11 protein-coding genes and 2 pseudogenes are annotated in these 15,261 nt (G+C 69.5%); 2 read left to right on the forward strand and 11 right to left on the reverse strand.

The window, feature by feature from the left end:
• Positions 1-995, forward strand: a pseudogene (locus AXW62_RS35515) (hypothetical protein); the annotation flags it as partial.
• Positions 996-1,017: 22 nt separating this feature from the next.
• Here AXW62_RS35515 and AXW62_RS44235 read toward each other — a convergent pair.
• The 7 genes from AXW62_RS44235 to AXW62_RS35550 all read right to left on the reverse strand — a co-directional run bounded on the left by AXW62_RS44235 (position 1,018) and on the right by AXW62_RS35550 (position 10,326).
• Positions 1,018-1,467, reverse strand: a complete 450-nt coding sequence (locus AXW62_RS44235; RefSeq protein WP_159061028.1) for a hypothetical protein — start codon at positions 1,465-1,467, stop codon at positions 1,018-1,020.
• 249 nt (positions 1,468-1,716) lie between these two features.
• Entirely contained in the window at positions 1,717-2,769 is a 1,053-nt protein-coding gene (locus tag AXW62_RS35525) for an FkbM family methyltransferase (RefSeq protein WP_060948052.1), read from the reverse strand.
• A complete protein-coding gene (locus AXW62_RS35530; protein WP_502688789.1) occupies positions 2,742-4,598 on the reverse strand; it encodes a stealth family protein in 1,857 nt (618 codons plus the stop codon). The genes AXW62_RS35525 and AXW62_RS35530 overlap by 28 nt, the downstream gene beginning before the upstream one ends.
• 174 nt (positions 4,599-4,772) lie before the next feature.
• On the reverse strand, positions 4,773-5,654 hold the full coding sequence (locus tag AXW62_RS35535) for a hypothetical protein (protein ID WP_079115947.1): 882 nt from the start codon (positions 5,652-5,654) through the stop codon (positions 4,773-4,775).
• A gap of 356 nt (positions 5,655-6,010) precedes the next feature.
• The gene (locus tag AXW62_RS35540) at positions 6,011-8,761 is read right to left on the reverse strand and encodes a KGGVGR-motif variant AAA ATPase (RefSeq protein WP_244503330.1); all 2,751 of its coding nucleotides are present in this window, start codon (positions 8,759-8,761) and stop codon (positions 6,011-6,013) included.
• Positions 8,762-9,320: 559 nt separating this feature from the next.
• Complete coding sequence (locus tag AXW62_RS46390) at positions 9,321-9,449, reverse strand: DUF397 domain-containing protein (protein WP_252368854.1); 129 nt, start codon at positions 9,447-9,449, stop codon at positions 9,321-9,323.
• Positions 9,412-10,326: a helix-turn-helix domain-containing protein gene (locus tag AXW62_RS35550; RefSeq protein ID WP_060948055.1), complete on the reverse strand. Its 915-nt coding sequence runs from the start codon at positions 10,324-10,326 to the stop codon at positions 9,412-9,414. Before AXW62_RS35550 ends, AXW62_RS46390 begins: the two co-directional genes overlap by 38 nt.
• 168 nt (positions 10,327-10,494) lie before the next feature.
• Between AXW62_RS35550 and AXW62_RS35555 the strand changes: the two genes are divergently transcribed.
• A complete protein-coding gene (locus AXW62_RS35555) occupies positions 10,495-10,950 on the forward strand; it encodes an ATP-binding protein (protein ID WP_060948056.1) in 456 nt (151 codons plus the stop codon).
• Positions 10,951-11,025: 75 nt separating this feature from the next.
• On the opposite strand, the gene AXW62_RS35560 is transcribed toward AXW62_RS35555, so the two are convergent.
• The 4 genes and pseudogenes from AXW62_RS35560 to AXW62_RS35575 all read right to left on the reverse strand — a co-directional run.
• Entirely contained in the window at positions 11,026-11,907 is an 882-nt protein-coding gene (locus AXW62_RS35560) for a carbohydrate ABC transporter permease (protein ID WP_030835738.1), read from the reverse strand.
• Positions 11,904-13,277, reverse strand: a complete 1,374-nt coding sequence (locus tag AXW62_RS35565) for a carbohydrate ABC transporter permease (protein ID WP_060948057.1) — start codon at positions 13,275-13,277, stop codon at positions 11,904-11,906. Before AXW62_RS35565 ends, AXW62_RS35560 begins: the two co-directional genes overlap by 4 nt.
• A gap of 24 nt (positions 13,278-13,301) precedes the next feature.
• Positions 13,302-14,660, reverse strand: coding sequence for an ABC transporter substrate-binding protein (locus AXW62_RS35570; RefSeq protein ID WP_060948058.1), 1,359 nt, complete (start codon positions 14,658-14,660; stop codon positions 13,302-13,304).
• A 352-nt stretch (positions 14,661-15,012) separates the two neighbouring features.
• Positions 15,013-15,261, reverse strand: a pseudogene (locus tag AXW62_RS35575) (FtsK/SpoIIIE domain-containing protein); the annotation flags it as partial.

Consider the following 15,261-nt stretch of genomic DNA (forward strand, 5'->3'; position numbering starts at 1 on the left):
GGGGAACCGCGGCGGCCGGGGCGGTGGCGGCGGTGCTGCCGCTGGCGGCGCTGGCCCGGCGGCAGAGCGCGCAGCTCGCCTGGATGCGCCATCCGACGCCGGGCCGGCTGTGGGCGGCGGTCGAGGACTTCGCGGGGCCGAGCGCGCTTGTCCTCGCCGTCAGCCTGCTGCTGATCGTCGTCGCCGTGGCCCGCTCCCGGTGGCGGACGCTGACCGCGGTGGCCCTGCCCCTCGTCTGCGTCCCGCCGGTCCTGCTCTTCGCGCTCGCCCTGTACCGCCCCTGCTTCCACGAGCGCTATCTGCTCTTCGCCCTTGCGGGCGCCCCCCTGCTGGCGGCGGCGGGGGCGGACCGGCTGGCCGACGCGGTGACGGACCGGCTGGTGGGCACGGTGACGGACCGGCCGGCTGGCGTGGTGACGGACCGGCTGGTGGGTACGGTGAAGAACCGGCCGGCTGGCGTGGTGACGGACCGGCACCGCGCCCTGGTCGCCGCGGCCGGGGTCCTCGCGGTCGGCGGCGCCTTCGTCTGGCAGCTCCCGCTGCACCAGTGGGAACGGCAGCCGCTCAGCCGCCAGGACGACCTGGCGGCGCTGGCCGCCACGCTGGGCCGGCTCACCCGGCCGGGTGAGCCTGTGCTGTACGACCCGCCCAAGGAACGGCGGATCGCGATCGCCTATCCGCGCCCCCTCGCCGGTCTGCGGGACATCGCGCTCAAGACCCCCGGTCCCGCCTCCGGAACGCTCTACGGGATCGACGTCGGACCCGCCGAGCTGCCGCGGCGGCTGGACGGGGCGCGGTCGGTATGGCTGATCGCGGCCGATGAGCCCGAGGCGCACCCGGCGAAGGCGGCCACGCTGACCGGCCCCTTCCGGCTCGCCTATGCGCTGTGCCTGCCCGGCGTCCGTCTGGAGCGCTACGTACGGGTGGGGCCGGAGGGTCCCGGGGGCGTCACCGATGACCACTGGCGACCGTGGTCGCCGAACTCAGTCCCGTAACGGCCACGACGCGTTGGCCCGGTCACATGCTGTGTTCGCCGGACACGATCGCGATTGACCAGCGGAGGCTTCCTCCGCGTACCTGGACCGATAACGCCTGCGGGGTGATGTCGGTGTAGACACGTCCGATGGTGATGGGGCCGCCGCAGCCGATTCTGGCTGGTTTGTCGCCTGGGGCTTTACGGTCGACGAGAGTCATCTCGCCCGTGCCTGAGCAGCTGACATGGATGGTGTACACGTCGGTTATGGGCTTGAAGGTGGGAAGGTCGGCGTTACCGGTTCCCTTGGTCATCGGTACGAGGATCTTCGCGCCCGAGGGCAGGTCAAGCGCTATTTGTCCAGAAGATCCGTTGGGTTCGGCAGCGGAACTGCTGCCGGGGCTCGTGCGGGATGGTCGGGCGGTGGGCGTATGAGAGCCCTCGTCGGCGTCGTTGGCTCCCGAGCAGGCGGCGGTGAACAGCAGGATGAGCATGGTGGGCACTGCGGTGTAACGCCCCATAGGGCACTCTCCTCCAGAGTGACGCGCCCCGGCTCGTGAGGCTGGGGCGCGCCGCGGAACGACCCGTATCAGCTGATGACCCAACCCTCACGGTACGGGGCCCACGCCTTCAGATACCGCCTCTCGCCGATCTCGCAGTTGCCGCGGCCTACGCCTACGCCTACGTCTACGCGACCGTCGGCCGTACCACCGCTTTCGCCCGCACAGGTGAGGCAGTAGGGCCTACGTGCGGGTGCGGGCCATGCGTTCGCCCGCGCCCGGGATGCGCCGGCCCGGTACGACGGCGCGGCGGGCGAGGGCCGCCGCGCCCGCCAGCCGCAGCAGGCTCGTGCGGGGGATCCGCGACGTGCCGCGCGGTGAGCGGTACGGCGCGTTCCAGCCGTAGGGGAAGGACGCCTTGTCGGGGCTGATGATGTTGGTCGTCTCGTCGCAGGCCAGGATCGCGATCAGCCACTGCCGCACCGCCCGGTGGAAGGCCGGGGTGAGCGGGCGCGGGGCGAGCAGCCAGTCGCGGCACTGGCCGCTCACCGCGGACCGGTAGGTGGTCTCGTCGTAGCGGTGCCAGGGGGACTCCGGGGTGATCGGGTGGAGGCCGTAGTCCATGGCGGTCAGCGGTGCCAGGGCGGTGCGCAGGGCGTCGTGGTCGGTGCCGGGGAGGAGTTCGCAGACGATCCAGGGGCGGTGGCGGCGGATCGTGGCGTACGACCCGCGCAACACGGCCGCCTCGAAGGTCTCCACGTCGATCTTGATCAGATACGGGGTGATGCCGCGTTCCCCGGTGAACGCGTCGACCGTCGTCACCGGCACCGTGACCGACTCGGTGTGCTTCCGGTGGGCCGGGTTCAGGGAGTTGGAGGACTCCGACCTGTGGGAGAAGTACAGCTCGGCGGTGCCCGGTTCGTCGGCCAGGGCGGTCTGCTGCACCTCGAAGCCGAGGCGGTTGCAGTCGCGGATCCGGCGGCACAGCGCGGCCGTCTCCGGGGTCGGCTCGAACGCGACGGCCCGCGGCCCGCCGTCCCCGTACACCGCGCTGATCAGCGCCGAGTACAGCCCGATGTGCGCGCCGATGTCGTACACCGCGCTGCCCTCGGGCGCCTGCTGGGCCAGGGCCAGCAGAGTGGCCTGGGTGGTCGGTTCGTAGCCCGCGAGCCCGGCGCGCCGCAACTGCCGCTGCACCGCGGTCTGTTTGCGGCTGAGCACGTTGAGCGCCCGCGGATACGGCCCGCCCGACTGGAGGACGTCCGGGTTCAGGGGAAGAGTGATGGCGAGGGGCATGGCTGCCGCGTCTCCTGTCGGGTCACGGCCCGCTCCAGCGGGCTGGGGAGGGGGAAATAGGCGTCGAGGAAGGGGCGGACCAGCGCCGACTGGTCCGCGAGGTCCTGCTCGGAGGAGACCGTGTCGTTGAGGCAGAACGCCTGGCAGTGACGGGTCCGCAGCAGTCTGGCCAGCCGGGCGCGGATGGTGGGCTGGGCGAGGTCGAAGTAGTCGTAGCGCAGCTGGGCCGGGACCGCGCGTCCGGTGAGGAACGCGTAGTAGTGGTGGAGCGAGGACGGTACGGAGACGTCCGAGACCGAGCGCACCCGGCTGGCCGCCGTCGCGCGGACCGCCTCCGGGAACTCGCGCTCGATCTCGGCGAGGACGCTGGTGCGCAGGGCGTGCGGGGTGTGCTTCATCTTCTGGGTGACGGCCGTGCCGAACCGCCCCTGAAGCAGCGCCCGGTTGTTCTTGCCCGCCGCCGACACGGGGACGTCGCCGGGGCCCACGGGGGTCAGCGGGATCAGGGCGCGGGAGGGGAAGAACTTCGAGACGCCGCTGGCCAGGAAGAAGTCCTGGGGGGTGACCGGTGAGCCGAGGAAGACGTCGTCGTTGAAGTAGAGGAAGTGCTCGGCGAGTCCGTCGATGTGGTGCAGCCGGGTCTCGATGGCATGGGAATTGAAGGTGGGCAGCACACTGGGGTCGTCGAAGATGTCGTGGTGGTCGACGACGGTGATCCCCGGATGCGAGACGGCGAGCCAGTCGGGCACCTGGCGGTCGGTCACCAGGTAGATGTGGCGCACCCAGGGGGCGTACAGGTACAGCGAACGCAGCGAGTAGCGCAGCTCGTCGCGGTTGGCGTAGCGGGCGGCGTTGGCGGCCTGCGCGTGATAGCCCCCGCCCGCGAGGGCGGCCCGCCGCCGCTGCCACTGCGGATCCGAGCCGTCGACCCAGGTGTAGACGACGTCGATGGGGAAGCGGACCTCGTCCGGCAGCCGGGTCAGGAACTCCGGGCGGGTGCGCACCAGCGGCCCCGGCTGCCAGCCGATGGCCGGGGCGAGCCGGGTGAACAGCTGTCCGGGAGCGCGGACCGGCTCGCCCGCGAGCGGCACCGACGCGGTGGTGCGGTTGGAGCGCGGCGCGATCAGCACCCGCTTCCCGGCCTGCCCGCCGGGCTCCCAGAACTCGATGTCGCAGCCGTGCGCCGGGCCGAGGACCAGGCGTCCGCCGGGATGGGTGTGGAACCGGGTGAAGCGGACCACGGGGGCGGCGGCCAGCCGCCGCCAGGCCCGCCGGGTACCGCCGAACCGGGGCGGGGCCACCGCCCGGCCGCGTCGCGGGGACGGCGACACGTACCCGGCCTCCTCCCCGCACAGCGCGGTCAGCGCCTGGACCACCTCCGCCCGCTGATCGGCCCGGACGCCCACCGCCGAGGCGACGTTGCTGTAGCAGCGGATCACGAAGTGGTCGATCCGCGCCCGGTCCAGGGCCTCGCACACCAGCCGCAGGTTCTCGGCGCGTGCGAACAGCGGGGTGGGGGAGGGGACCACCGTCGCCACATGGGCGCCCCGCCGGTCGGCGACCACCATCCGGCCGGGCCCCGCCAACAGCCCCGCCCGCCGCATGCGCCACCGCACCCGGCGCAGCCGCAGCGCACCGGAGACGGCCGACAGTCCGCCGAGGCCCCGCATGGCCGCCCGCCGCAGCCCGGGGCCGGTCACGGCGACGACCGCGCGCCGCAGCGGCAGCGGCACCGTACGCCGGTATCCGCGCACCAGCGGCGGCGGGTCGGAGAGCCAGGGACGGGGGGCGGCGGGCGGTGCGGTGAGGGGCATCGTGAACCGGGGCACGGCGCATCCCATCGGTCGACGCGGCACAGATGGTTTCTCACACGATCATCTGAATGCCCACCGGATGGCGCGGCAGCGTGCCGGAACGCCCCGCAAAAGCCCCCGTTCGGCCCAGCGCCCCACCGGGGCCGCTCAGCGGGCCGCGCGTATGGTCCAGCGCCCCGTCGCGGTCGTTCAGCAGGCCGTCCGCAGGTCCTCGCCGGAGGCGGCGGCCCGGCAGTCGCGGCAGCGGCCGCCGGTCGCGGAGCGGAAGGCGCGGTCGCAGCCGTGGCAGGTCCGCCAGGGGAGGACGGGCGGTGGGCCGGACGGGGCGGCCGGGCCGACCGGGGTGGCCGGGGCGGCTACGGGGAGTGGAGCCTCGCCGAGGCGGAAGGCGAGGATGCGGGCCGGGCGGGTCAGCAGGCGGTCGGGGAGGCCGGTGGTGAGCGCCCGGGTGATCTGCGCGGGCCCGACCCCGGCGGCGAGCCATTCGGTGACGGCGGGCGCGAGTGCGGCGACGTCCCGGCGGGACAGGATGAGCCGGGGGTCGGCGATCCGCAGCGAGGCGAGGATGGCGACGGCCCGCTCGTCGGCGTCGGCGAGTGAGGGGGTGGGCGGGGACGCGGTGGGGCCGGTGTCGGCAGCGGCCTCCGGCTCGGGCGCGTCAGCCTCCTGCGCCAGGTTCGGCCGGGGCTTTCGGGGACGCGGCGGGGTGGGCGGACGGGGTCCGCCTGGTACGTCGTAGAAGTAGGTCCGGGTGCGGATGACGCCCCCGGGCCCGCGTACCCGCCGCCGCTCCAGGTACCCGGCGGCCTCCAGCTCCCGTAACGCCCGCGAGATCAGGATCTCGCCCTCGGTGAAGTGCTCGCACAGGGCGGCGATGCTGACGGGGGTGCCGTCGGGGAGCGAGGAGATGTAGGCCGCCACACCGATCGTGACCGCGCTTCCGCGCCGCTGCGCCAGGGCGTTGGCGATCACGGTGAAGTCGGCGGTGAGGCGGGTGCGGACGTGGATCACGCCGGAGGTCGGGACTCCGGCGTCGGCGCGCGTAAGCGCGTTAGACTGCGGCTCAGCCATCGGGAAGCTGCCTTCTTCCTTGATCGGTCAGGCCCTCGTTCGGGATTGCCGTCCCGGCGGGGGCCGTCGTCTGTTTGCGGTTGTGTTGCCGTGAACGTAACGACCGGCGTGCTTCGCCCGCAACCTCGTCACTCGTACGGGTGACCAGCGGGAAGGGTGGGTGGGCGGGTAGTTCTTCACCCCGGTTCTTTGGGGGAGTTCGTGGCCCGCCGGGCCCTCGCGTACGAGGGCCCGGCGAGCCCGGAACGACGACGCCGACCGGTTCCTGGCCGACTCAGGGACGGTGGCCGGTCTTCAGCCCGCGTATGAATGCGTCCCAGGAGACCGTCGTGAAGACCAGCGTGATGCTCGGGCGCTTACTTCCGCCACAGCACCTTGGCCCTTCGCTCACTGCCGTATCCCAGCCCGTGCCGGTAGATCTCGGCTACCCAGTAGCGGCCATCGTTGCCTCGCGCGAAGACGCCGGAGTCCACGAGAAAGTCCGCTTCCTGTACCTCCAGCCCTACCTCCTCCAGCCAGAAAGGCACCGTGACGGGCTCGCGGACCTGCTGGAGTCGGCTCAACAGATCACCGATCTCCTGGCTTTCGTCTTGGATCGCGCTGATTTTGATTCTGCTGCATGCGAGCAGTGCTTTGCGCATGGCGCTTGGCACGAGAACGCGGTCTTCCCACTGCGCCTGGGAAATCGACTGACGGGCTGCTTCGGCCAGGAATACCACGACGTCCCTGGCCTGCACCTGGTCCCTGAAGTCCCCGAGAGCGGCGGGCACCCATAGGTGGGAGCGTGCTTCCTTGGATTTCTCCGTACCCATTTTCCACCCCCACACCGGGATGAGGGCTTCCACCAGAGCGTCGTAGGGCAACTCCGCGATCTCAGACTCTGGCATGGACTCGGGCAGGGCGTCGGCATGCGCGGTGACCCACAGCGCGAGGCGTAGCGCTTCCTCTTTGTCCCACCGCAGCGCATACGGTTCGTATCGGGCGAGGAGTTGCTCGCTGTTCTGTCGGACCGCCCGCTTCACCAGATCTCGGCGTACGAAGACGACCAGGCCGAGAGGGCGTCCCCGTAGCGAACGCAACCAGGCGAGCACGTCGATCAGAAGGACCCGCAATGCTGTGTGCTTGACCTCGCTGTCCAGGGTCTGCAACAGGTCCTCGAGCCCGTCGATGACGAACACCGCTCGCGCCCGCTTACCGAGGTCTGTGAGTGCCGCTTCCGCGTCGTCCCGGGCCGACATCGGAACGCCTGCCGCGATGGCCAGACACTCGAGCCACAATTTCCGCCAACTCAACTCGTCGCGGGCGTCAAGTGTGGCAAAACCCTTCCTCAGACGGTCCTTGATCTCTTGAGACGTTCCGGCTGTGTCCGCTGCTTCGCTGTGGATAGTGGCGAAGGATTCCCTGAGATCCTGAGTCGTCAGGTCGTCATAGTCGAGGTTGTCGGACTCCAGCACGGGGACGACCGGCAGGGACAGCCGGACACCCTTGATGTCTGACTGCTCGGCGAACTCGCTCCATGTCCGAGCTGCGCACGCCTTCGCGTACATGAAGGTCTTGCCGGCCCCTTTAGCACCTACGACAAGGGCCAGTGGGGGCTCCGTGCGATGGTCCCCCAGCAGTCTGCGGAGTGGATCGGTCACAAGGAAGCCGCTGGCCGAGGACATGCCCGCTCGCTCGGCATAGATGAGTGGCTGCGCGGTGTCCGCGAGGCGCTGGCGAAGCATCGTGTAATCGACATCAGCCTGTGGCCCGTCCGCCTTGGGCTCCGTCCGGGTGACCGGGGTGGGCACGATCGATTCCAGAGCGTCTGTCACATTGCAGCTTTCCAGCACGCGCAGTACGGCGTCCCAACTGGACGGGAGAGCGAGCAGCTCTTCCCGGAATGGACTGAGCAGGGGTTGTGACAGCACACCCGAGTCAACTTCACCGGTTTCATCGGAGCCGGCGTCCACATCCGCTGTGCCATCGGGCTGCCTCAGCGACGAGAGCACCGCAGTTCTCAACTGGTTCTGTGCCTCTTGCGCTTGGCTTTCGTGCACATCCTGCCGGAACTGGGTAATGATCACCGAGCTTGCTGGGTCGGTACCCTGGAGTGCCGGTGCTCGTCGTCCTAGTTGCTTCAGTAACGTCTCGGTACCTGCGAGGGACTGGTGGCTCAGAGTGGTGACGAAGACACGTTGGACGCGAGGGTCGAGCAGGATGGGCGCCGACAGTTCGGATGCTCCAGCTCGCAGATCCACCACCACGGTGTCCGCACCCGCACGTGCGGCGAGCGCCGCCAGCGCCTCCGTCAGGAAATACGCTGGGCGTCCAGGCGCCAGTAAGTCCGCCGGTTCGATGCGCGGCGGCCCCAGCTGTGGCCTTCTGCTTGTGGGGAGCACGGTCACACGGCCGCCGCTTGCGAACCGTCCGACTTGTTGGTTCGGCAGGTACTCGGCGGCGATGTCCACGGCAGCGGACCAGCTTCCATCCTCCGACCCCTGAAGCAGGGCGAGTAGATCCTCGTAACAGAAGTCGAGCTGGCCTCCCTGAGCCTTGTGCATCCACGTGATTCCCGGCGCTTCAAGGTCCGCGTCGATCAGGAGGACGCTTCCGCCTCGGCGGGCAATGGCGTCGGCCATGGCGACGGCGTGCACCGTGCGCCCGACTCCGCCTTTGAAGGAGTGGAACGCCACCAGTTGCACATCGGCGGGAAAGCGTTCATCGGCGGGGCGCTCGAGCGGATGTGCCAGCTGTGGGGTGATGTGTTTCTCGCGCAGCAGCGGGATACGACGCGGTTGGTCCGCGTTCTCGGGCTCTGGGCTGAGAATGACGGGCATTCCTGTGAACTCGGTCGTTCGCGGGTCGTCGAGCCGCAGCATCAGGATGCTGTCGCGCCATTCGGTCGAACCTGCTCCGAACGCCTCGTCCAGCCATCGTTTCGCCTCCTCGGCGTCCGTACCGCTGGAGACCACGAGCTCTAGGCCATCCCACCAGCCGTCCGCCGCGCGCAGCCATGCGGGCCACTGTCCCGCAGAGGCCAGAGTCGTCAGATGCTCATCGACGTCTACCCATGTGAAAAGGTGCTCTGGGGGCGTCAGCCCGTCCAGTCCGTTCAAACCGGCCACGGTTTCGTAGTCTCCTAGCCTTAGTCCCGCTCGCACCATTTGATCAGAGCACGGAGGGCTTCCTGAGCCTCCTTCTCGTCAGCCTCGTTGAGTTTCGCACCATAGCGCCATGCCTGATGTAAGTCGGCCAGGGAAACGGAACCGCGCGCCGACGCGTGCAACCGGCAGCTCTGGAGCCTGTCGAGACGTACGCTCAGGGTTCGGGGCAAGTTGAGGAGCTTGGCCAGCTTACGAAGGTCATGGGTGGGGTCCAAGGATTCGGTGCCGGGTAACTTGTGGCGGACGAGGAGCCGTTCCTTCAGCCCACACTCGGCGGAGTAGAACAACAACAGACCAACTGTGGCTAAATCGCCGAGCTCTCCATGCGCTTCTATCGATTCCGCCGAGCCTCGAAGCTCATCTCGTCTCCGTCGAAGAGCTTTTACGCCTACGTGAAGCACCATGGCGCCATCTTGTCACCGCGCATCAGCCTCCCGGGGCGAGTTCGCGGCCCACCGGACCCCCGCGTACGAGGGCCCGGCAGGATGGGAAGTCCGACGCCGACCGGCCCCTGGCCGACTCAGGGGCGGTGGCCGGTCTTCAGCTCGCGTATGAACGCGGCCCAGGAGGCCGCCGGGAAGGCCAGCGCGGGACCGTCAGGCCGCTTGCTGTCACGGACGGGGACGACGCCGGGTATGCCGTCGGCCACCTCGACGCAGTTGCCACCCTCCTGATTGCTGTAGCTGCTCTTGCGCCACGCGGCGCCGCTCAGACCGGGACGGGACGCTCGCTCCACGGTGGTTGCCCTCCATCACGGATCGGATCATGTCGAGCGACATGATCGGGGGCAGGGAGGCTGCCCGCAGCCGATCGTAGGACAGGGAGAAGCGCTTGACGTCGTCCGGTTCCTCGATGAGTTGGCCGTAGTGGGCGCCTTCGGTATAGGCCACTTCCGAACCGTCAGGCATCGTCAGGATGGTCAGGGAACCGCCCATCACATCATGCTCCCTCTGGTCGAACGGGAGCACCTGCACCGTGATGTGGGGTTCCGTTGCCACATCCAACAGCCGAGACAACTGGGCCCGCATGACGGATCGGCCACCGATCGGACGTCTCAGTACTGCCTCGTCCAGGACGACCCACAGCTCGGGGCGGTCGGGTGAGGAGAGCCGTTCCTGGCGCCTGAGTCTGGCGGCCAAACGGTCTTGCAACTGTTCCTCACTGGTGAGCGACACACCCACGCTCAAGACGGCCCGAGCGTAGTCCGGGGTCTGAAGCAGACCCGGGACAACGTGGGCCGCGTACTCACGAACAGCGTTGGCCCGCTCCGAGTAGGCCATGAACGCCCGCGACCAGTCCGGGAACGCCTCCCGGTAGACGTACGGCCACATGTCCACCAGCAGGCTGTCCGCCCCGAGGACGGCGTCCAGGGTCCGGGCTAGCTCGAACGTCGGTTTCGCCCCGGACGCGCGCTCGATCTGGGTGATCCGGGTGCTGACCACATGCGTGCGCTCGCCCAGCTCGGCCTGGGTCAGACCGGCGGCCGTGCGGAGTCTGCGGACCCGGGACCCGAAGAGCGCCGCCATCGACGAGCCGGGATCAACTTCTTTGGCCAAAACATCACTTCCGTTCCTTACGGCCTGAAAGGTAAAGCGTCATGGCCTTTCGAGCGTAGACCCGCGCCGCGATCCTTGGGCACGGAACGTCACGATGCGCACACGCTGCGAATCGTACGGGAGGACGAACGAACGGAAATGGACAACACCGTGCTGAAGACGACCACGGCGCCGGACCCCGAGCCCGAACTCCGGGAGTTCACCCAGCAGTTCCCCGCCACGCCGCGCGGCGCGCGCCTCGCTCGGCGGCTCGCGGTGCGGCGCATGGAGGAGTGGGGCTATCCGCCCGCGTCGGACGTGTCCTGCACGGTGGCCCTGCTGGTGGCTGAGCTGGCCTCGAACGCCGTACGGCACGGGCGCGTACCCGGGCGGGGCTTCCGTCTTCGCATGGCCTGCGCGACCGCGACGCGGACCATCCGTATCGAGGTCTCGGACGCCCGCGAGGACCGCCTCCCGGCCTTTCCGGCGGCGCCGACGGCCGACGACGAAGCGGGCCGGGGGCTCATCCTGGTCGATCTGCTGGCCACCCGCTGGGGAACGGCCCCTCGGGTCCCCGTCGGCAAAACGGTGTGGGCGGAATGCGGTGCGCCGTGACGGGAAAAGGGACGGCCCGGCGCCCCCTGGAATTCGCCTGGGCGGGGTGCCGGGCCGTCTGCCGGTTCCGGGGCGTTACTTCACCGCGCCCGCCATCACGCCCGCCACGAACTGCCGCTGGAAGGCGAAGAAGACGGCCAGCGGGATGAGCATCGAGACGAAGGCGCCGGGGCCGAGGATGTCGATGTTGTTGCCGAACTGCCGGACCTGCTGCTGGAGCGCGACCGTGATCGGCGGGTTGCCGCTGTCCGCGAAGATCAGGGCGACCAGCATGTCGTTCCAGACCCACAGGAACTGGAAGATGCCCAGCGAGGCGATGGCCGGGCCGCCCAGGGGCATCACCACGCGCACGAAGAGCCGCAGTTCGCCCGCGCCGTCCAGGCGTGCCGCCTCCAGCAGCTCCCGGGGGATCTCCGCGAAGAAGTTCCGCAGCAGGAAGATCGCGAAGGGCAGGCCGAAGGCGGTGTGGAAGAGCACCACGCCCGTGGTGGTCTGGAAGATGCCGATCTCGCCGAAGAGCTTGGCCACCGGGATCAGCGCGACCTGGACCGGGACCACCAGCAGGCCGACCACGATGAGGAACCACCAGTCGCGGCCGGGGAAGTCCATCCAGGCGAAGGCGTAGCCGGCCAGGGCGCCGATCACCACGACCAGCAGGGTGGCCGGGACGGTGATCGCGAGCGTGGTCCACAGCGAATCGGTGATCTGCTGGTTGCCCAGCAGCTTGTCATAGCCGCTGAAGGTGAGCTGTCCGGGGTCGGTGAAGACCTTCCACCACCCCGAGATGCTCACCTGCGACGGGTCCCGCAGGGAGGACAGCAGCAGTCCGGCGGTCGGCATCAGCCACAGGAGGCCGATCAGGACGAGGACGACCCGAACGGCTCCGCCGCCCGCGCGGGCGGCGATCCGCGCGATCAGGGACTGCTTCGCCTGTACGACCGTGTCCGCGCTGGTCATCGGCGGCTCTCCCTTCGGATCCGGCGGATGTTGATGAACATGACGGGCAGTACGAGCAACAGCAGCAGTACGGCGATCGCGCTGCCGAGACCCTGGTTGACGTCGGTGCCGAAGGACGACTGGAAGAGCTGGAGGGCCAGCACGTTGGCGTCGTCCTGCGAGGGGCCGGGCGCGATGATGTAGACCAGGTCGAAGATCTTCATCACGTTGATCATCAGCGTGACGACGACGACCGACAGGACCGGCGCCAGCAGCGGCACCGTGATCCGCCGGAAGACCTGCCACTCGTTGGCGCCGTCCATCCGCGCCGCCTCCATCAGCTCACGCGGCACCCCGGCGAGCCCCGCCGCGATCAGCACCATCGCGAAACCGGCCCAGATCCAGACGTACGCCCCGATGATGGCCGGGGTGACGATGGACGGGCCGAGCCAGTCCACCCCGTTGTACGGCTCGGAGAAGTTCCAGGCGGGCAGCCGCAGCTGGGCGCCCTCGGCCTTGGCCGGAAGGGTGTACGTCCCGTCCGCCGATGTCGTCGTCTTCGCGACGACCTTGCCGTCCTTGACCGCCTCGATCCTGAGGCCGGCCATCGCCTTCTCGCCCTTGTCGATGACGCCCTGCTCGCCACCGCCGCCCCGGGTGAAGTCGAACCAGACGGTGCCGGTCACCTTCCCCGGCTCGGCCTTGGCGGCCTTGGCGTCCCGCGCCCCGCTGATGTCGCCGCGCTTGGCCGCGACCAGCGGCAGCGCGGCCGGGCTGCCGGCGCGCACGGTGTCCCGGGTGGTGAAGGAGCCGTCCTGCGACTCGGTCAGCCCGGCGGTGGGACGCGGATGGGCGCCCGGGAACGGCGGCGACTCGCTGAAGGAGTCGTGCACGCTCACCCACATGGCGTTGGCCACGCCCTTGTCCGGGTCCTGCTCGTAGACCAGCCGGAAGATGATGCCCGCCGCCAGCATCGAGATCGCCATCGGCATGAAGACGACCAGTTTGAAGGCGGTGGCCCAGCGCACCCGTTCGGTGAGTACGGCGAAGATCAGGCCCAGCGCGGTGGAGACCGTCGGGGCCAGGATCAGCCAGATGATGTTGTTCTTGATCGCTGTCTTGGTGGCGTCGTCGGAGAACATCTCCCGGTAGTTGTCCAGGCCGACGAAGCCGTTGCCCGAGGCGTCGAAGAAGCTCCGGTAGACGGAGTAGCCGATCGGATAGACGACGAGCGCTCCGAGCAGCGCCAGGGCGGGCAGCAGGAACAGCGCCGCCAGCCAGGGGCGGGTGCCCAGGACGCTCTTCGGCTTCTTCGCGCTCGGCCGTTTGGCCGGTGGGGCGGACGATGCCCGGCCAGGCGTGGCCGCGCCGTCCGCAGTCGCGGTCGACATGATGTGGTTCTCCCGGTCGAGTCGTCAGTTCTTGTACGCCTTGGCGGCATCCCGCTCCAGCTGGCGCTGGATGCCTTCGACGTTCCTCGGGTTCTTGAGGAAGTCCTGGAGCGCTTTCCATTCGCCCTGCGCGGGCTTGCCACCGAAGGAGGCCGGAGCCTGGTCGGACATGTCGAACCGGAAGTCATTGCCCGCCGCGATCAGCGCCTGTGCGATCTTGCGCATCGATGCATTGGGATAGGCGCTGAACTTGACGTTTTTGTTCGCCGAGATGAACCCGCCGGACTGGGCCCAGATGGTCGCGGCGTCGGGCGAGGCGAGGAAGGTGAGCAGCGCCTGCGCCGCCTTGCTGTTCTTCAGCGCCACGCCGACGTCGCCGCCGGTCACCACCGGTGCCTGGTCGCCCACCGCGGGGAACGGGAACACCTTCGCGTCCTCGTCGAGCTTCGCGCCCGCGTCCGCGACGTTGGCGGCGACGAAGTCGGCCTCGAAGACCATGCCGGCGTCCGGCTCCGCCTTGTTGCCGAACGCCTTGGTGACGGAGTCCGGGAACGCGGTCTGCAGCGCCCCGCTCCGGCCGCCCGCGACCAGGCCCTTGGTGCCCCACAGCTCGGCGAGCGTCTCGAGCGCCTTCTTCACCGACGGATCGGTCCACTTGATCTCGTGCCGGGCGAGCTGGTCGTACTTCTCCGGGCCCGCCTGGGAGAGATACACGTTCTCGAACCAGTCGGTGAGCGTCCAGCCGTCCTGGCCGCCGATCGCGACCGCGTCGGTGCCGGAGTCCGAGAGCAGCTGGGCCTGCGCCAGGAAGTCCTTCCAGGTCTTCGGCACCTTGGCGCCCGCGTAGTCGAACGCGGACGTGTTGTACCAGAGCAGGGACTTGTTGCTGACCTTGAAGTACACCCCGTACGGCTTGCCCTGGTACGAGCCGAGGTCCTGCCAGCCCTTGGCGAAGTTCTTGGCCAGCTGCGCCCGCGCGGCGGCGCCGAGCGGTTTGGCCCAGCCCTTCTGGGCGAACTCCCGCATGACGCCGACCTGTCCGACCATCGCGACGTCCGGCGGGGCGCCCCCCGCGACCTTCGAACCGATGAAGCCCGCCATGTCGTCACCGCTCGGCACGAAGGAGACCTTGGCCCCGGTGCGCTTCTCGAACTCCGCCAGCACCTTGGTGAAGTTCTTCTGCTCGGTGCCCGTCCAGACCGCGGTGACCTGGAGTCTCTGCCCCTTGAGGTTGGGCAGTTCGACCGTGTTCGGCGGCGGTCCCCCGCTCACCGTGTCCCCGTCGTCGCCGCCGCAGCCCGCCGCGGTGAGCATGAGCGCTCCCGCCGCCAGCAGGGCCACCGCGGCTCGCGTCGAACGCTTCGCAGGAAGCGATACGTGCATTCCCGTGTTCCCTCCGATGCCGACCGCCCCCGTGCGGTCGTGTCCCGTGCGAGTAGTCCTACGCCCGGTCACCGAACGTGGCAATAGCGTTCCCTGCGTTCACTCACGGATCGTGATCATGCCGTGATGAACCGTCAGCCGAGAACGGATCGGGTGTGGTCAGTGTGGTCAGATCAACGGATCGGTTGGTCCGACCAACGGAGCGGTTGTTCTCGGTTGTTGCGGCCAACGGGTCAGGTTGGTCCGACGGGCGGTGCGGGGTGGTCCGACGGACGGTGCGGGGTGTTCCGACGGATGGTGCGGGTCTGTCGAACCAAGGGTGCGGGTGTGTCGAACCGACGGTGCGGGTGTGTCAGATCAGCGCGGGTGCGGTGGGCGCGTCCGCCGACTGCGCGGCGCGTTGCAGCGCGCTGGCGAGCAGCGCCAGATCGGTGGGGCCGTTGCCCAGCTCACGCAGCGGCCGACGGGCCGGGGGGTCGCCCATCCGGCGCCATTCCAGCGGGACGACGGTGGGCCGCTGCGTCGCGGTGCGGGGTATCCGTCCGGTCACCCGGCCCGCCTGGAACGGGGTCGGCGCGGTGCCGTCCGGGTGGAACAGGCG

Source organism: Streptomyces hygroscopicus subsp. hygroscopicus, assembly GCF_001553455.1.
Lineage (GTDB): Bacteria > Actinomycetota > Actinomycetes > Streptomycetales > Streptomycetaceae > Streptomyces > Streptomyces hygroscopicus.

Bases quoted from the DNA above. Each gene is read 5' to 3' on its own strand.
- AXW62_RS44235 (WP_159061028.1), bottom strand. From the start codon at position 1,467: ATGCTCATCCTGCTGTTCACCGCCGCCTGCTCGGGAGCCAACGACGCC.
- AXW62_RS35560 (WP_030835738.1), bottom strand. From the start codon at position 11,907: ATGACCAGCGCGGACACGGTCGTACAGGCGAAGCAGTCCCTGATCGCG.
- AXW62_RS35570 (WP_060948058.1), bottom strand. From the start codon at position 14,660: ATGCACGTATCGCTTCCTGCGAAGCGTTCGACGCGAGCCGCGGTGGCC.
- AXW62_RS35535 (WP_079115947.1), bottom strand. From the start codon at position 5,654: ATGGCTGAGCCGCAGTCTAACGCGCTTACGCGCGCCGACGCCGGAGTC.
- AXW62_RS35555 (WP_060948056.1), top strand. From the start codon at position 10,495: ATGGACAACACCGTGCTGAAGACGACCACGGCGCCGGACCCCGAGCCC.
- AXW62_RS35565 (WP_060948057.1), bottom strand. From the start codon at position 13,277: ATGTCGACCGCGACTGCGGACGGCGCGGCCACGCCTGGCCGGGCATCG.
- AXW62_RS35525 (WP_060948052.1), bottom strand. From the start codon at position 2,769: ATGCCCCTCGCCATCACTCTTCCCCTGAACCCGGACGTCCTCCAGTCG.
- AXW62_RS35550 (WP_060948055.1), bottom strand. From the start codon at position 10,326: ATGGCGGCGCTCTTCGGGTCCCGGGTCCGCAGACTCCGCACGGCCGCC.